This is a genomic window from Curtobacterium sp. 'Ferrero' (assembly GCF_002412165.1).
GTDB lineage: Bacteria > Actinomycetota > Actinomycetes > Actinomycetales > Microbacteriaceae > Curtobacterium.
On sequence record NZ_NXIA01000034.1, the window covers coordinates 1 to 15,686 of the forward strand.

Annotated in this window: 13 protein-coding genes; 11 read left to right on the forward strand and 2 right to left on the reverse strand. The window is 71.4% G+C overall.

All coding sequences use genetic code 11. From position 1 onward, the window contains the following. The 4 genes from Csp2054_RS16995 to Csp2054_RS17010 all read left to right on the forward strand — a co-directional run. The coding region (locus Csp2054_RS16995) for a chitinase (protein ID WP_141399314.1) at positions 1-1,486 on the forward strand (1,486 nt) is incomplete at its 5' end. Positions 1,487-1,757: 271 nt separating this feature from the next. Next, positions 1,758-2,168, forward strand: a complete 411-nt coding sequence (locus Csp2054_RS17000) for an FHA domain-containing protein (protein ID WP_176491769.1) — start codon at positions 1,758-1,760, stop codon at positions 2,166-2,168. Beyond that, positions 2,168-2,872 carry a MerR family transcriptional regulator gene (locus Csp2054_RS17005; RefSeq protein ID WP_096900745.1) on the forward strand — a complete coding sequence of 235 codons (705 nt, stop codon included), beginning with the start codon at positions 2,168-2,170 and terminating at the stop codon, positions 2,870-2,872. The genes Csp2054_RS17000 and Csp2054_RS17005 overlap by 1 nt, the downstream gene beginning before the upstream one ends. A 202-nt stretch (positions 2,873-3,074) precedes the next feature. Continuing rightward, positions 3,075-3,635, forward strand: coding sequence for a MerR family transcriptional regulator (locus Csp2054_RS17010; protein WP_096900746.1), 561 nt, complete (start codon positions 3,075-3,077; stop codon positions 3,633-3,635). Positions 3,636-4,191: 556 nt separating this feature from the next. Here Csp2054_RS17010 and Csp2054_RS17015 read toward each other — a convergent pair. Then, the gene (locus Csp2054_RS17015; protein WP_027465232.1) at positions 4,192-5,004 is read right to left on the reverse strand and encodes a ParA family protein; all 813 of its coding nucleotides are present in this window, start codon (positions 5,002-5,004) and stop codon (positions 4,192-4,194) included. Positions 5,005-5,064: 60 nt separating this feature from the next. Between Csp2054_RS17015 and Csp2054_RS17020 the strand changes: the two genes are divergently transcribed. From Csp2054_RS17020 to Csp2054_RS18630, 3 genes are all read left to right on the forward strand, one after another. After that, entirely contained in the window at positions 5,065-8,475 is a 3,411-nt protein-coding gene (locus Csp2054_RS17020; RefSeq protein ID WP_096900747.1) for a pyruvate carboxylase, read from the forward strand. Between the two features lies 1 nt (position 8,476). Further along, positions 8,477-8,980 carry a peptide deformylase gene (locus tag Csp2054_RS17025; protein WP_096900748.1) on the forward strand — a complete coding sequence of 168 codons (504 nt, stop codon included), beginning with the start codon at positions 8,477-8,479 and terminating at the stop codon, positions 8,978-8,980. Positions 8,981-9,101: 121 nt separating this feature from the next. Continuing rightward, complete coding sequence (locus Csp2054_RS18630; protein WP_255252800.1) at positions 9,102-9,233, forward strand: hypothetical protein; 132 nt, start codon at positions 9,102-9,104, stop codon at positions 9,231-9,233. Between the two features lie 748 nt (positions 9,234-9,981). On the opposite strand, the gene Csp2054_RS17030 is transcribed toward Csp2054_RS18630, so the two are convergent. Continuing rightward, complete coding sequence (locus Csp2054_RS17030) at positions 9,982-11,940, reverse strand: AMP-dependent synthetase/ligase (RefSeq protein ID WP_096900749.1); 1,959 nt, start codon at positions 11,938-11,940, stop codon at positions 9,982-9,984. A gap of 143 nt (positions 11,941-12,083) precedes the next feature. Between Csp2054_RS17030 and Csp2054_RS17035 the strand changes: the two genes are divergently transcribed. The 4 genes from Csp2054_RS17035 to Csp2054_RS18400 form a co-directional block, all read left to right on the forward strand. Next, on the forward strand, positions 12,084-13,037 hold the full coding sequence (locus tag Csp2054_RS17035; protein ID WP_096900750.1) for an ROK family glucokinase: 954 nt from the start codon (positions 12,084-12,086) through the stop codon (positions 13,035-13,037). Positions 13,038-13,089: 52 nt separating this feature from the next. Next, a complete protein-coding gene (locus Csp2054_RS17040; RefSeq protein WP_096900751.1) occupies positions 13,090-13,815 on the forward strand; it encodes a lysophospholipid acyltransferase family protein in 726 nt (241 codons plus the stop codon). 118 nt (positions 13,816-13,933) lie between these two features. Then, positions 13,934-15,277, forward strand: a complete 1,344-nt coding sequence (locus Csp2054_RS17045) for a class II 3-deoxy-7-phosphoheptulonate synthase (RefSeq protein WP_176491771.1) — start codon at positions 13,934-13,936, stop codon at positions 15,275-15,277. Between the two features lie 201 nt (positions 15,278-15,478). Further along, on the forward strand, positions 15,479-15,686 hold a 208-nt coding region (locus Csp2054_RS18400), incomplete at its 3' end, for a hypothetical protein (RefSeq protein WP_217990954.1).

Here is a 15,686-nt window from a genome sequence, read left to right on the forward strand (position 1 = left end):
GGCCGGCGGCTACGTCGGCTTCGGCCGCTGGCAGGCCGCCCAGGCCGCCGGTGCCCAGCAGAGCTGGTTCGCCGCGTACACCGACGTGACCGCGACCCCGACGTTCGCGTTCGAGGACGTCAAGTCCGCCAAGGGCCGCGACGTCATGCTCTCGTTCGTCGTCGCCGACCACGACGAGGCGTGCACGCCGACGTGGGGTGCCGCGTACTCGCTCCAGGGCGCGTCGGACACCCTCGACCTCGACCGCCGCATCGCGCGGCTGCAGCAGCAGAAGGGCGAGGTGGGCGTGTCGTTCGGCGGCCAGGCGAACGACGAGCTCGCCACGACGTGCACGGATGCGTCCCAGCTCGTCGACGCCTACGAGACGGTCGTGCAGCGGTACGACGTCAGCACGGTCGACTTCGACGTCGAGGGCGACGACCTCACCAACCACGACGCCGGTGAGCGGCGTGCGAATGCGGTCAAGAAGCTGCAGGACGCCCGTCGCGCCGCCGGACACCCGCTCGCCGTGTGGCTCACGCTGCCGGCGGCACCCGCCGGCCTGACGAGCGACGGCACCACCGCGGTCGCGCAGTTCCTGAAGGCCGGGGTCGACCTCGCGGGCGTCAACGCCATGACGATGGACTACGGCGACGGCAAGGGCGGGAGCCAGAGAATGTACTCGGCCTCGGTCCAGACCCTGCAGGAGGTGCAGCGCCAGCTCGGCGTCCTCTACCGCCGCGCGGGCACGCCGCTCGGCGACGCGACGCTCTGGCACAAGGTGGGTGCGACGCCGATGATCGGGCAGAACGACGTGCAGGACGAGGTGTTCTCGCTCGCCGACGCCCGGAAGCTCAACGCCTGGGCCCGGGAGCGCGGGCTCGGCCGGATGTCGATGTGGTCGCTGAACCGCGACACGACCTGCGGCTCGAACTACGTCAACCTGTCCACGGTGTCCAACTCCTGCTCCGGGGTGGACCAGGGCGGCGTGCTCTTCGCCGACGTCCTCGGCAAGGGCTTCACCGGCGGGATCGTCGCCGCGGCGTCGACCGTCACGAAGGCGGAGCCCTCCGCCACCGCGCAGCCGACCGACGACCCGAAGACCAGCCCGTACCCGGTGTGGAACGCCGACGCGTCCTACCTCGAGGGCACCAAGGTCGTCTGGCACCACAACGTCTACGAGGCGAAGTGGTGGACCTCCGGCGACCTGCCCGACAACCCGGTCCTGTCCGCCTACGAGACCCCGTGGCAGATCATCGGTCCGGTGCTCAAGGGGGAGAAGCCCGTCAAGCAGGTGACCCTGCCGGCGGGTACCTACCCGGACTGGGCCGGCACGAAGCAGTACGACACCGGCGACCGGGTGCTCTTCGACGGCGTGCCGTACCAGGCGAAGTGGTGGAACACCGGCGACAGCCCGGAGGCCTCCACGAGCGACCCGGACGGCTCGCCCTGGGTGAAGCTCAAGGACTCGGAGATCAAGGAGATCCTGTCGGATCTCCAGAAGTGACCGGATGACGGACGGGAGGCACGTGGCGGGTCCGCCACGTGCCTCCCGTCCGTTCTGCGCGCACCTCTGGCTGGGCATGTCTCGGGTGTTCGCTGAACGCGCACTCCCGAGTTCTCCCCAGCCCAGTTCGGGGCTCTCGCACGGTCACCCGTTTCCGATACGCTTGTGGGCCAAGAGAGGGAGGTCCACGATGTCCGATCCAGTGGTCCCGCAGCAGGGTCAGGCAGGCAGCGACGGTCGCACCCAGCAGCAGCGGCTCGTCGACACCACGATGACCTTCAGCCTGGAGCAAGCGGCGGCCCTCACGCCCGAGTCCGGCGTCTCGACGGAAGAGCGCGACGCGATCAACGCGCTGCCCTCCGGATCGGCGCTCCTGGTCGTGCGACGCGGGCCGAACGTCGGTGCGCGCTTCCTGCTCGACTCCGACGTCACGACCGCCGGCCGGCACCCCGACGCAGACATCTTCCTCGACGACGTCACCGTGTCGCGCAAGCACGCGCAGTTCCTCCGGCACGGCACGAGCTTCACCGTGAAGGACCTCGGGTCCCTCAACGGCACGTACTTCGACGGCGCCCGGATCGACGAAGCCCTGCTCACCGACGGTTCCGAGGTGCAGGTCGGCAAGTTCCGCCTCACCTTCTACGCCTCCCGGGTCGACCTGGCGCGCCTGGCGTCCGCGTAGTGGCCGTACGGTCCGCTGCGGCCCGGGCGGGGTCCGCGGCGCCGGAACTGCTCACGATCGGGCAGGTCCTCGCTCGCCTGAAGCCCGAGTTCCCGGACCTCGCCGGGTCCAAGCTCCGGTTCCTCGAAGAGCGGGAGCTCATCACGCCGGTCCGCACCGCCAGCGGGTACCGGAAGTTCTCGCCGTCCGACGTCGAACGCCTGCGGATCATCCTCGGTCTGCAGCGCGACCACTACCTCCCGCTCAAGGTCATCAAGGAGTACCTGGCCGACCTCGACGCCGGCCGCGAACCGACGCTGCCCGGCGGGGGAGAAGCGCCGAAGCCGTCGATCCTCGGACGGGAGCGCCGGTACACGCGGGACGAGACGGTCCGCGCGGCTGGAGCGACGCCGATGCTGCTTTCCGACGCCGTGTCCGCCTCGCTGTTGCCCGCGGCCGACACCTACGGCGACGACGCGGTCGTCGTGCTCAAGGCACTGGTCGAGCTGCAGCGTTCCGGGATCGAACCGCGGCACCTGCGTACCTTCCGGGCGACCGCGGAGCGCGAGGTGGGGCTCATCGAGTCCGCGCTGATGCCGGTGTCGCGGCGCGGTGACGCCACTTCCCGGGCGAAGGCGACGGAGCTCGCGCGTGAGATCGCCGGGCACCTCGAGACCATCCGGTCGCAGCTCATCCGGTCGGCGATCGGGCGCCTCGACGCATGAGCGGAGCCGTCGTGGGGTGTCGTGCGGGTGCTCCGTACGCTGGCGGGTGTCAGAGGGGCGGGCGTATCCTCGACACGCCGGACGCGCCGGAGCGGATGTGCCGCGTGCGACGGCTCGGAGTCGCTACCGTGGACCTCGGAACAACTCTCAACCCGGCGTTGAAGCTTCGGGTGGGGGCTCGATCGTCGTGGAAGGCAAGCGCATGAGTGGGACTGACACCCCCGGTACCGGGTCGGAGATGACACGGTACGACCTCGGGCTGCTCTTCACCGACGGCATGCCCGAGCACGACGAGCAGAACGGCTACCGCGGCACCGTCGCCGCACGGGCAGCCGGCATCTCCTACCGCCAGCTCGACTACTGGGCACGGACCGAACTCGTGCAGCCGACGATCCGCGGTGCTGCCGGCTCCGGGTCGCAGCGGCTCTACGGCTTCCGCGACATCCTCGTGCTCAAGCTCGTCAAGCGACTGCTCGACACCGGTATCTCCCTGCAGCAGATCCGCACGGCGGTCAACCAGCTGCGTGAGAGCGGTGTCTCCGACCTCGCGCAGACGACGCTCATGTCCGACGGGGCGTCGGTGTACCTCTGCACCTCCGACGACGAGGTCATCGACCTGGTCTCCCGAGGGCAGGGCGTGTTCGGCATCGCGGTGGGCAAGGTGCTGCGCGAGGTCGAGTCGTCGCTCGTGGAGCTCGATGCGGCGCCGGCGGCCGATCCTGCCGACGAGCTCGCTGCGCGGCGGGCGTCGCGCGCGTCCTGAGGGCTGCGGCCTCGTCCTGAGGGAGGCGTCGCGGGTGCTCGGTCCGCGGTCGTTCAGCCTGCGTGAGCCGGGTGATGGTGCGTAGCGGTCGTGCATGTCGTGGCGGTCGTGGCGGTCCGTCGCCGTCGTCGCGGTCGTGGCGGTCGTGTCGGTCGTGACGGTCGCAGTAAGAGTCGCGGTCCGTCGCCGTCGTGACGTTCGTGGCGGTCCGTCGCCGTCGCGACGATCGTCGCGGTCGCAGGAACTGTCGCGCGCGGGTGCTCGTGGCGACACCTGGTGCGATCACCGCGGAGATGAGCGGCATGTCGTGCGACCGCGACCACGCGTCTCAGGTGCGGCCGCGACCCGGGTGCCCACCCGGCCCGCAGCCCCCTGCGAGCCCCGATGTCGCCGATGCGCGCCTTGGGCGGTGTGCCCGAGGTTCCACGACTCGCCGGGCGCGGGTCGCCGAGGTTCCGCGTGGGGGCCGTCGGACGTGCCAGATGCCGAAATTTCGGAACCTGACGCCAGGGCCGCCCAACGCCCCCGCGCCCGCCGCCCCCCGACCCCGCAGCGCCTAGGCCGCGCCGCCCTCGGCGTAGGGACCGATCTTGCCCGTCCGCATGATCCGCTCGAGCAGCTGGTCGAAGTTCTTCGCCATCTCCTGCGCCGACTCACCCGGCCACACGTGCAACGGCTTCGCCGCACCCTGCGCCTGCTGCAGCGACGTGCGCTCCGGCAGCTGCGGCGAGAGCACGAGCGGCCCGAACATGTCGCGGAGTTCCTTGATGCGGAACTGGTGCTCGAGCGACTGCACGCGGGCCCGGTTCACGATGATGCCGAGCGGCTGGAGTCGGGGGGAGAGGCCGCGGCGGATCTCCTCGATGGCACGGAGTGCACGGTCGGCGGCGGCGACGGAGAAGAGCCCGGGCTCGGTGACGACGGTCACCCGGTCGGACGCCGCCCACGCGGTGCGCGTGAGGGCGTTCAGTGACGGAGCGCAGTCGATGAGGACGAGTTCGTAGTCCTGCTCGACGTTCGCGAGGGCCTCTTCGAGCTTCCAGATGTCGCGGATCGACGGGTGCGGGCCGTCGAAGTTGATGGCCGAGGGCGATCCGACCATGACGTCGATCTTGCCCTGGGAGCCCTTCGTCCACCCCGACGGGGCGATCGCCTGGCGGACGATCTTCTCCTTCGGGTTCTCGAGCACGTCGGCGACGTTGAGGTGGCCGGCGAGGTTGATGTCGAGGCCCGTCGAGACGTCCGACTGCGGGTCGAGGTCGACCACCAGCGTGCGCAGTCCCTTGGCGAACGCGGCCGATGTCAGGCCGAGCGTCACCGTCGTCTTTCCGACACCACCCTTGAGGGAGCTCACGCTGAGTACATGCACGGTGAGCAACGTTACCGCGACTAGGGTTGTCTCACCTCAACCCGGGCTGAAAGGGACCTCGTGTTCAGCAAGATCCTCGTGGCGAACCGTGGCGAGATCGCCATCCGTGCATTCCGAGCGGCGTACGAACTGGGTGCCCGTACCGTGGCGGTCTACCCGTACGAGGACCGCAACTCCCTGCACCGGTTGAAGGCGGACGAAGCGTACCTGATCGGCGAGCCGGGCCACCCCGTCCGCGCCTACCTGGACGTCTCGGAGATCATCCGCGTGGCGCGGGAGTCCGGTGCCGACGCGATCTACCCCGGCTACGGCTTCCTGTCCGAGAACCCCGAGCTCGCGGCCGCGGCGGCGAGGAACGGCATCACCTTCATCGGCCCGGGCGAGCACGTGCTCGAGATGGCCGGCAACAAGGTGACCGCGAAGGAGCACGCGATCGCGGCCGGCGTCCCCGTGCTGGCCAGCACCCCGGCGAGCCGGGACATCGAGGAGCTCCTGGCGGGCGCGGACGCGATCGGCTTCCCGGTCTTCGCGAAGGCCGTGGCCGGCGGCGGTGGTCGCGGCATGCGCCGGGTCGAGACGAAGGAATCGCTCCGGGAAGCGCTGGAAGCGGCCATGCGCGAGGCCGACAGTGCCTTCGGCGACCCGACGATGTTCCTCGAACAGGCGGTCATCCGGCCGCGGCACATCGAGGTGCAGATCCTGGCGGACGCCACCGGTGACGACGCCGGCACCATCCACCTCCACGAGCGTGACTGCTCGGTCCAGCGGCGCAACCAGAAGGTCGTCGAGATCGCCCCCGCGCCGAACCTCGACCCGTCGACCGCGGCGGCGCTCCACCGCGACGCCGTCGCTTTCGCCCGGTCGATCGGCTACGTGAACGCCGGCACCGTGGAGTTCCTCCTCGACACCGAGGGCGAGCGGGCCGGTCAGCACGTCTTCATCGAGATGAACCCGCGCATCCAGGTCGAGCACACCGTGACCGAGGAAGTGACCGACGTCGACCTCGTGCAGTCGCAGATGCGGATCGCCGCGGGGGAGACGCTCGCCGACCTCGGCCTGTCGCAGGACACGGTGTCCGTGCACGGCGCAGCGCTGCAGACCCGCATCACGACCGAGGACCCGACGCAGGGCTTCCGACCGGACACGGGCAAGATCACCACGTACCGGAGCCCCGGCGGCGCGGGCGTCCGGCTCGACGGCGGCACGATCGCGACCGGTGCCCAGATCAGCCCGCACTTCGACTCGATGCTCGCGAAGATGACCTGTCGCGGCCGGGACTTCCCGGCGGCGGTGGCCCGGGCGAAGCGCGCCCTCGCCGAGTTCCGCATCCGCGGCGTGAGCACGAACATCCCGTTCCTCCAGGCCGTGCTCGAGGACCCGGACTTCGCCCGCGGCGACGTCTCCACGAAGTTCATCGAGGAGCGACCGCAGTTGTTCGGCGGCCACGTGTCGAAGGACCGCGGCACGAAGATCGTGCACTGGCTCGCCGACGTCACGGTGAACAAGCCGAACGGCGAGCGGCGCCCGCAGACCGTCGAGCCGAGCGAGAAGCTGCCCGCGGTCGACCTGTCCGTCGCCCCGCAGCCCGGGCAGCGCGACCGGCTCCTGGAGCTCGGTCCGGCCGGCTGGGCCCGTGCCCTCCGCGAGCAGACCGCCCTCGCCGTCACCGAGACCACGATGCGCGACGCCCACCAGTCGCTCCTCGCGACCCGGGTCCGCACGAAGGACCTCGTCGCGGTCGCCCCCGCCGTCGCCCGGCTCACCCCGCAGCTGCTCTCGATGGAGGCCTGGGGCGGCGCGACCTACGACGTCGCGCTCCGCTTCCTCGGCGAGGACCCGTGGGAGCGCCTGACCGCGCTCCGCGCGGCGATGCCGAACATCCCGATCCAGATGCTGCTGCGCGGCCGCAACACGGTCGGCTACACGCCCTACCCGACGGAGGTGACCGACGCCTTCGTGGCGGAGGCCGCCGCCAGCGGCGTCGACGTGTTCCGCGTGTTCGACGCGCTGAACGACGTCAGCCAGTTGCGTCCCGCCCTGGAGGCAGTGCTCGCCACCGACACGGCCGTCGCGGAGGCGGCGCTCTGCTACTCCGGTGACCTCCTCGACCCGGCGGAGGACCTCTACACGCTCGACTACTACCTCCGCCTCGCCGAGCAGATGGTCGAGGCGGGCGCCCACGTGATCGGCATCAAGGACATGGCCGGGCTGCTCCGGGCCGGCGCCGCCGAGCGGCTCGTCGCCGCGCTGCGCGAGCGGTTCGACCAGCCGGTGCACGTCCACACGCACGACACCGCCGGCGGCCAGCTCGCGACCCTCCTCGCTGCCGCGCGGGCCGGGGCGGACGCCGTGGACGTCGCCGCGGCCCCGATGGCGGGCACGACGAGCCAGCCGAGCATGTCCGCGCTCGTCGCCGCCCTCGCGCACACCGACCGTGACACCGGCCTCGACCTCGCCGCGGTCGGGGACCTCGAGCCCTACTGGGAGGCGGTCCGCCGCGTGTACGCCCCGTTCGAGTCCGGGCTCCCCGGGCCGACCGGGCGTGTCTACCGGCACGAGATCCCCGGCGGACAGCTGTCGAACCTCCGGCAGCAGGCCATCGCGCTGGGCCTCGGCGACCGCTTCGAGCAGGTCGAGGACTGGTACGCCGAGGCGAACCGCATCCTCGGCCGCCCGACCAAGGTCACGCCGTCCTCGAAGGTCGTCGGCGACCTCGCGCTGCAGCTCGCCGCCGTCGACGCCGACCCTGAGCACTTCGAGCAGCACCCGGAGCAGTACGACATCCCGGACTCCGTCATCGGCTTCATGGCGGGGGAGCTCGGCGACCTGCCCGGCGGCTGGCCCGAACCGTTCCGGTCGAAGGTGCTCGCGGGCCGCGACGTCCGGATCGAGGTCACACCGGTGCCCGACGCCGAGCGCGCGCACCTGGACACCCCCGGTCCGGCACGACAGCAGGCGCTGAACCGGCTCCTCTTCCCGCAGCCGACCCGGCAGTTCGAGGCCGTCCGGCAGCAGTACGGGGACCTCTCGGTCGTCCCCACGGTCGACTACCTCTACGGACTCCGGCCCGGCCAGGAGCACACCGTGCCGCTCGGCAGGGGCGTCGACCTGTTCGTCGGGCTCGAGGCCATCGGTGAGGCGGACGAGCGCGGGGTGCGCACGGTCATGGCGACCCTCAACGGGCAACTCCGCCCGGTGGCCGTCCGCGACCGCTCGATCGAGGTCGAGACGAAGGCCGCCGAGAAGGCGGACCCGTCCGACCCCAAGCACGTGGCGGCGCCGTTCTCCGGCGTCGTGACGCTCAAGGTCGCCGTCGGTGACGTCGTCGCGGCCGGTCAGGCCGTGGCGACCATCGAGGCGATGAAGATGGAAGCGGCCATCACGGCGCCCGTCGCGGGCACCGTCGGCCGACTCGCGATCCCGGTGACGCAACAGGTCGACGCCGGAGACCTCCTGGTGGTGCTGCAGTAACGTGACCGTCCGTCCCATCCGCCTGTTCGGCGACCCCGTCCTCCGTTCCCCGGCCGACCCGATCCGACCCGACGCGCTCGGCTCGCAGGGCGTCCGAGACCTCGTGCAGGACCTCATCGACACCGTCAAGGAGCCCGGCCGCGCCGGCGTGGCCGCACCGCAGATCGGTGTCGGCCTGCGTGCCTTCTCGTACAACGTCGACGGCGAGGTCGGCTACGTCCTCAACCCCGAGGTCGTCGAGGTCTCCGGCGACCCCGTCCTCATGGACGAGGGCTGCCTCTCCGTCCCCGGTCTCGGCTACCCGACCAGGCGGTACCCGCACGCGAAGGTCCGCGGGGTCGACGTCGACGGCAACGAGGTCGTCCTCGAGGGCGACGGGCTCATGGCGGAGGCCCTGCAGCACGAGGTCGACCACCTCGACGGCACCGTCTACGTGATGACGCTCGACCCCGAGGTGCGGCGGCAGGCGCTCCGCGACATCCGCGCGCAGGACTGGTTCCACTAGGCCGCGGACACCCGGTCCGGTGACACCCCCACGGGGGATTGGCCACCGGTTGCACGAGAGGGGTACCGTACCGTCGTCGGCTCCCCACCGACGTCGTACCCATCACCCCCAGGACAGCATCATGGCCGCTCAGGACAACGAGCTCAGCTCCCACCGCACCCGCACCAACCGCCGGCCCGAGGCGGTCCCCGTGACCACCTCTGCGACCGCGGTCCTCGACGCCCCCGTCGCGGAGCAGCCGCAGGCGAGCTGAGGCGGGGCGCGTCGCGCCCGCACACACGAACAGACGCACTGGAGGCCCGGTGCCGGTCCAGGAGACCGGCACCGGGCCTCTCCCCGTCGGCACGGCCGGGCCGCCGCTGGCGCGTCGCCCCGGAACCGGTGACGGGGGCCCAGTGCGTCACCGGGAACAGCCGACGGCGAGCGTTCCTGCCCATCGCACCCGCAGTAGGAAGCCGAATCGCTCGTAGGAGGTCGGAAGGAACGACCAACCACGAGCGATCCGGCTGCCCTGGAGCGGTTCGGTCACCGACGAGCGATCTGGTCACCCACGAGCGATCCTGCCCATCGCACCCGCAGTAGGTAGCCGAATCGCTCGTAGGAGGCCGGGAGGAACGACCAACCACGAGCGATCCCGCCACCGTTGGGCGGTTCGGTCACCGACGAGCGTTCTGGTCACCCACGAGCGATCCGGCCGCCCGCGAGCGTTCCTGCCCATCGCACCCGCAGTAGGAAGCCGAATCGCTCGTAGGAGGTCGGGAGGAACGGCCCACCACGAGCGGTTCGGCCAACCACGAGCGGTTCGGCCGCGTACGCACGATCCGGCCGCCCTGGAGCGGTCCGGTTACCGACGAGCGATCTGGTCACCCACGAGCGTTCCTGCCCATCGCACCCGCAGTAGGAAGCCGAATCGCTCGTAGGAGGCCGGGAGGAACAACCAACCACGAGCGGTTCGGCCAACCACGAGCGGAACGGCCAACCACGAGCGGAACGGCAGCGGGCTAGGCGCGGGGGCGACGACCTCGGCTGGTGACGACCGGGGTGGCCGTCGTCTGCACCTTCGAGCCGGAGTAGATGTGCTCGACGTCGGCGGCGAAGTCCCGCAGCACCACCGACCGCTTGATCGTGAGCTTCGGCGTGAGGTGCCCCGACGCCTCCGTGAGCTCGGTGTCGAGGATCGTGAACGACCGGACCGACTCCGCACGGGACACCCGCTGGTTGGCGGCGTCGATCGCCTCCTGCACGGCCTGGTGGACGCGCTCGTCGTAGGCCGCCTCGTGCGGGCTCAGCACGGGGGAGATGCCGCGCGCCTCGCACCAGCCCGGGAGCATCTCGCGGTCGAGCGTCACGAGGGCGGCGACGAACGGCTTGCCCTCGCCGACGACGATCGCCTGCCCGACGACGGGGTGCTCGCGGATGGCGTCCTCGAGCGGGGCCGGAGCGACGTTCTTGCCGCTGGCGGTGACGATGAGCTCCTTCGCGCGGCCGGTGACCGTCAGCACCCCGTCGGCGTCGAGTCGGCCGAGGTCGCCGGTGCGGAACCAGCCGTCGGCGAACGCCTTCTCGGTGGCCTCCTCGTTGTGCCAGTACCGGTCGAACACGTCGACACCGCGGATGAGGATCTCTCCGTCGTCGGCGATGCGGACCTCGACCCCGGGCAGCGCGCGGCCGACGGTCCCGATGCGGAGCTCGGCGGCGCGGTTCACGGTGGCCGGTGCGGTCGTCTCGGTGAGGCCGTAGCCCTCGAGGATGAGGACGCCGATGGAGCGGAAGAAGTGCGACAGGCGCGGGGACAGCGGCGCCGACCCGCTCACCGCGTAGCGCACCCGTCCGCCGATCGCGTCGCGGAGCTTGGCGTAGACCAGCCGGTCGAACAGACGGAAGCGGAGGCGGAGTCCGAGCGGGACCTTCCCCGTGGCGAGCGCCTCCGAGTGCGCGACCGCGGTGGCCGCCGCCGCGCGGAAGATCCGGCCCTTGCCGCCGAGGTCCGCCTTCTGCTCGGCGGAGTTGTAGATCTTCTCGAACACCCGCGGCACGGCGAGCAGGAACGTCGGCTTGAAGGTCGACACCGCCCGCATGAGGTCCTTGGTGTCGGGCTCGTGGCCGACCATCACACCGGCGGAGAGCGACATCACCGCGATGAAGCGGGCGAACACGTGGGCCATCGGGATGAAGAGCAGCGTGGAGGACCCGTCCGCGATCACCTCCGGCATGGCGTCGGACGCACCCTCGACGGTCCCGGTGAAGTTGTCGTGCCGGAGCACGCAGCCCTTCGGTCGACCGGTGGTGCCCGACGTGTAGATGATCGTCGCGTCGTCGTGCCCGTGCACCGCGGCGGTGCGGGCGTCGAGCTCCTCGTCGCTGACGTCCTCGCCGAGCCGGGCGAGGTCGTCGAGGCCGCCGCCGTCCATCGTCCAGTGCTGGCCGAGGTGCGGCAGGTCGGGGGCGATGCCGGCGACCCGGCGGGCGTGCTGCTCCTGCTCGACGACGATGGCGACGGCCTCGGAGTCGGAGAGGATCCAGCGGATCTGGTCGGGCGAGCTCGTCTCGTACACCGGCACCGAGACCAGTCCGGCGGTCCATGCGGCGAAGTCGACGAGCGTCCACTCGAGCCGGGTGCGGGACAGGATCGCGATGTGCGCCCCCGGCTGCAGGCCGGCGGCCACGAAGCCCTTCGCGATGGCTCGGACCCGGGCGAGGGTGTCGGCCGCGGTGATCGGGGTCCAGGTGTCGCCGTGTCGCTCCGCCAGGATCGGACGGTCCGGCGTGAGCCGGGCGCGCTCCGTCAGGAGGCGCGCTGCGGAACCGTGGTCCGGCGCGACGGGACCCGCGCTGGGACGCGAGGCGTGCCTCCCGGCCGGGGACTGGGCGGGTGCGCCGCTCGGCGGGGTCGCGGCAGACCGCTCGCCGGGCCCGGTGGTGGCGGCGGTGGTGAGGCGCTCGGGTCGCTGATCGTTCACGGTGACTCCCTCGTCGGCCGGTTCGATTCGAGTGCGCCTCATCGTCGAGGCGACACCGCCAGCATAGGGGGCCGCGCAGGAGAAGGTCGTGGAGGAAGCCGAGCGTTCGGTGTGGACACCGCGAACCGGTAGGCTCGTGGACCGTGCACGCCATCGGAATCGACATCGGGGGCACCAAGATCGCGGGAGCGGTCGTCACGGAGCTCGGCGAGATCCTCGCCGAGGACCGCGTCGCCACGAACGCTGCGGACCCGGACGCCATGCTCGACGACGTCGTGACCATGGTCACGCGGCTGCGGGCCTCGCACGAGGTCAGTGCAGTCGGGGTCGCGGCGCCGGGCTTCATCGACGCGTCGCAGTCGATCGTCTACTACACGCCGAACATCCGCTGGCGGAACGAGCCCCTGCGGCAGAAGCTCCAGGAGCGCATCGGCGACCTGCACATCACCGTCGACAACGACGCCAACGCGGCGGGCTGGGCGGAGTTCCGCTTCGGCGCGGGGCGGCTCGTGTCCGACATGACCATGCTGACGATCGGCACCGGCGTCGGCGGAGCGATCGTGACCGAGGACCGGCTGTTCCGCGGCGGCTTCGGCACGGGCGGCGAGATCGGTCACCTCCGGATCGTCCCGAACGGCCTGCCGTGCGGGTGCGGTGCGCGCGGCTGCATCGAGCAGTACGGCTCGGGGCGCGCACTGCAGCGCATGGCGAACGACGTCGCCGACGCGGGCGGCATCGGGTCCGCCCTCGCCGACGCGCGCGAGCAGAACGGCGGCCACCTCGACGGCAAGATCGTGGGCGACCTGATCCTCGCGGACGACCCGGGCGCCCTCGCGGCGCTCCGGCGGCTCGGTCGGCACCTCGGCGAGGCCTGCGCCTCGCTGTCCGCCGTGCTCGACCCGCAGCTGTTCGTCTTCGGCGGCGGCGTCGCGAGCGCGGGCGACCGGCTGCTCGAGCCGATCAGGCAGGCCTACCTCGGCAACCTCCCGGCCCGCGGGTACCACCCGGAGCCGGACTTCGTGATCGCGGAGCTCGTGAACGACGCCGGCGTCGTCGGCGCCGCGGACCTCGCCCGCATCCACGCCCGCACGGCGTAGGATCCGGCTCGGTCCCGTCGCCGCGGATGCCCGTCCCGAACTGGAGTCGATGATGACCTACTGGCTGCTGAAGAACTTCCTGCTCGGCCCGCTGATCCTCACGCTCTTCCGGCCGTGGGTCGTGGGTCGGGAGCACGTCCCGGCCAAGGGCCCGGTGATCTTCGCGTCGAACCACATCTCGTTCATCGACTCGGTGATCCTGCCGGCCGTGCTCGACCGTCGGATCTCGTTCCTCGCGAAGAGCGACTACTTCACCGGCCGCGGCCTGAAGGGCTGGGCCACCAAGACGTTCTTCAACGCCATCGGACAGCTGCCGATCGACCGGTCGGGCGGCAAGGCGTCCGAGGCGTCCCTGCGCACCGGCCTGCAGGTGCTGGCACGCGGGGAGCAGCTCGGCATCTACCCGGAGGGCACGCGCAGTCCGGACGGCAAGCTCTACCGCGGCCGCACCGGCATCGCCCGGATGATCCTCGAGGGCCGCGTGCTCGTCGTCCCGGTCGCCATGGTCGGCACCCGTGAGGTCCAGCAGATCGGCCAGAAGTTCCCGAAGTTCAAGCGCGTCGGCGTGGTGTTCGGCAAGCCGCTCGACTTCTCGCGGTTCCAGGGGTTCGAGACGGACCGGTTCATCCTGCGCAGCGTCACCGACGAGGTCATGCACGAGCTCGCCGGGCTGAGCAAGCAGGAGTACGTCGACGTCTATGCGACGAGCGTCAAGGAACGGGCGAGCTCCGCGCGCGAGCAGGTCATGAAGGAGCGGGGCGGCGTCTCCGGACGGTAGGCTCAGACGGTCCGGGCACCCCGTCCGGATGCCGGTCCCGACCGGCCGCACGCGTCAGAACACCGAGGTACCGCCCTTGTCCGAGTCGACCGACTTCGTCGCCCTGCAGGATCCGGACGTGATCGAGGGCCTCGACTACTGGCGGACGCTCCCGATCAAGCAGCAGCCCACCTGGCCGGACCCCGTCGCGGCCGAGGCCGCCTCCGCCGAGATCGCCACGCTGCCGCCGCTCGTGTTCGCGGGCGAGGTCGACAAGCTCCGCGACCGCCTCGCCGCCGCGGCCCAGGGCCGGGCGTTCCTGCTGCAGGGCGGTGACTGCGCCGAGACCTTCGCCGGCGCCACCGCCGACTCCATCCGCGACCGGGTCAAGACGATCCTGCAGATGGCCGTCGTGCTCACCTACGGCGCGTCGATGCCCGTCATCAAGATGGGGCGCATGGCGGGACAGTTCGCCAAGCCCCGCTCGAGCGACTTCGAGACCCGTGGCGACGTCACGCTGCCCGCCTACCGCGGCGACATCGTGAACGGCTACGACTTCACGCCCGAGAGCCGGCAGGCCGACCCCCGCCGCCTCGTGCAGGGGTACCACACGGCTGCGTCGACGCTGAACCTCGTCCGCGCCTTCACCCAGGGCGGGTTCGCCGACCTCCGCCAGGTGCACTCGTGGAACAAGGGCTTCGCCTCGAACCCGGCGAACGCCCGGTACGAGCACCTGGCCAAGGAGATCGACCGCGCGATCCGCTTCATGGACGCCTGCGGGGCCGACTTCGACGAGCTGAAGCACGTCGAGTTCTACGCCTCGCACGAGGGCCTGCTCATGGACTACGAGCGCCCGATGACCCGGATCGACTCCCGCTCCGGGCAGGCCTACGACACCTCCGGCCACTTCATCTGGATCGGCGAGCGGACCCGCGACATCGACGGCGCCCACGTCGACTTCCTGTCGCGCGTCCGGAACCCCATCGGCGTCAAGCTCGGTCCGACCACCTCGGTCGACGACATGAAGGCCCTCGTCGAGAAGCTCGACCCGAACCGCGAGCCCGGACGCCTCACCTTCATCACCCGCATGGGCGCCGGCAAGATCCGCGACGAGCTGCCGAAGCTCCTCGCGGCCATCAAGGGCATGGACGCGAACCCGCTCTGGGTGACCGATCCCATGCACGGCAACGGCCTCACCACCCCGACCGGCTACAAGACCCGTCGGTTCGACGACGTCGTGGACGAGGTCCTCGGCTTCTTCGAGGCGCACCGCGAGGTCGGCACGTACCCCGGCGGCATGCACGTCGAGCTGACGGGGGACGACGTCACGGAGTGCCTGGGCGGTTCCGAGCAGATCGACGAGGCCACGCTCGCGACCCGGTACGAGTCCCTGTGCGACCCGCGGCTGAACCACATGCAGTCGCTCGAGCTGGCGTTCCTCGTCGCGGAGGAGTTGAGCGCGCACCCGCACACGGCGCGCTGAGCGCGGCGCGGCGCGCCGCGCGCTTCGGGCGCCAGGGCGGCGCGAAAGCGACAGATCCCTGCGGTTCCGCCGCAGGGATCTGTCGCTTCCGCAGCACCGGTGCAGACGCGGGCGACGTACCTGTCGCCTTCGTGATGCGGACCCAGCCTCCGTCGGACGGGAGGCACGGCACCGGCTGGCACCGTGCCTCCCGTCCGGTGGGTGGTCGAGCCCGGCGCGCCGCCGCCCGCCCTGCGCGCGCACAACCGCGAAAGCGACAGTTCGCTGCGGTCCGGCTCGACGACCCTGTCGCTTTCGCGTCAACGACGCGCGCCGGGGCACCAACACTGTCGCTTTCGCAGCCGCCTCGCGCAACCGGCAGGCGCCGAGGCCGCGCCCCGCGCCGCCGCGCGCCCCCGCGCGCCCCCGC

What these genes read in the sequence shown, in the direction of transcription:
- Csp2054_RS17000 (WP_176491769.1), top strand. Translation starts at nt 1,758, where the DNA reads ATGACCTTCAGCCTGGAGCAAGCGGCGGCCCTCACGCCCGAGTCCGGC.
- Csp2054_RS17010 (WP_096900746.1), top strand. Translation starts at nt 3,075, where the DNA reads ATGAGTGGGACTGACACCCCCGGTACCGGGTCGGAGATGACACGGTAC.
- Csp2054_RS18630 (WP_255252800.1), top strand. Translation starts at nt 9,102, where the DNA reads ATGGCCGCTCAGGACAACGAGCTCAGCTCCCACCGCACCCGCACCAAC.
- Csp2054_RS17040 (WP_096900751.1), top strand. Translation starts at nt 13,090, where the DNA reads ATGACCTACTGGCTGCTGAAGAACTTCCTGCTCGGCCCGCTGATCCTC.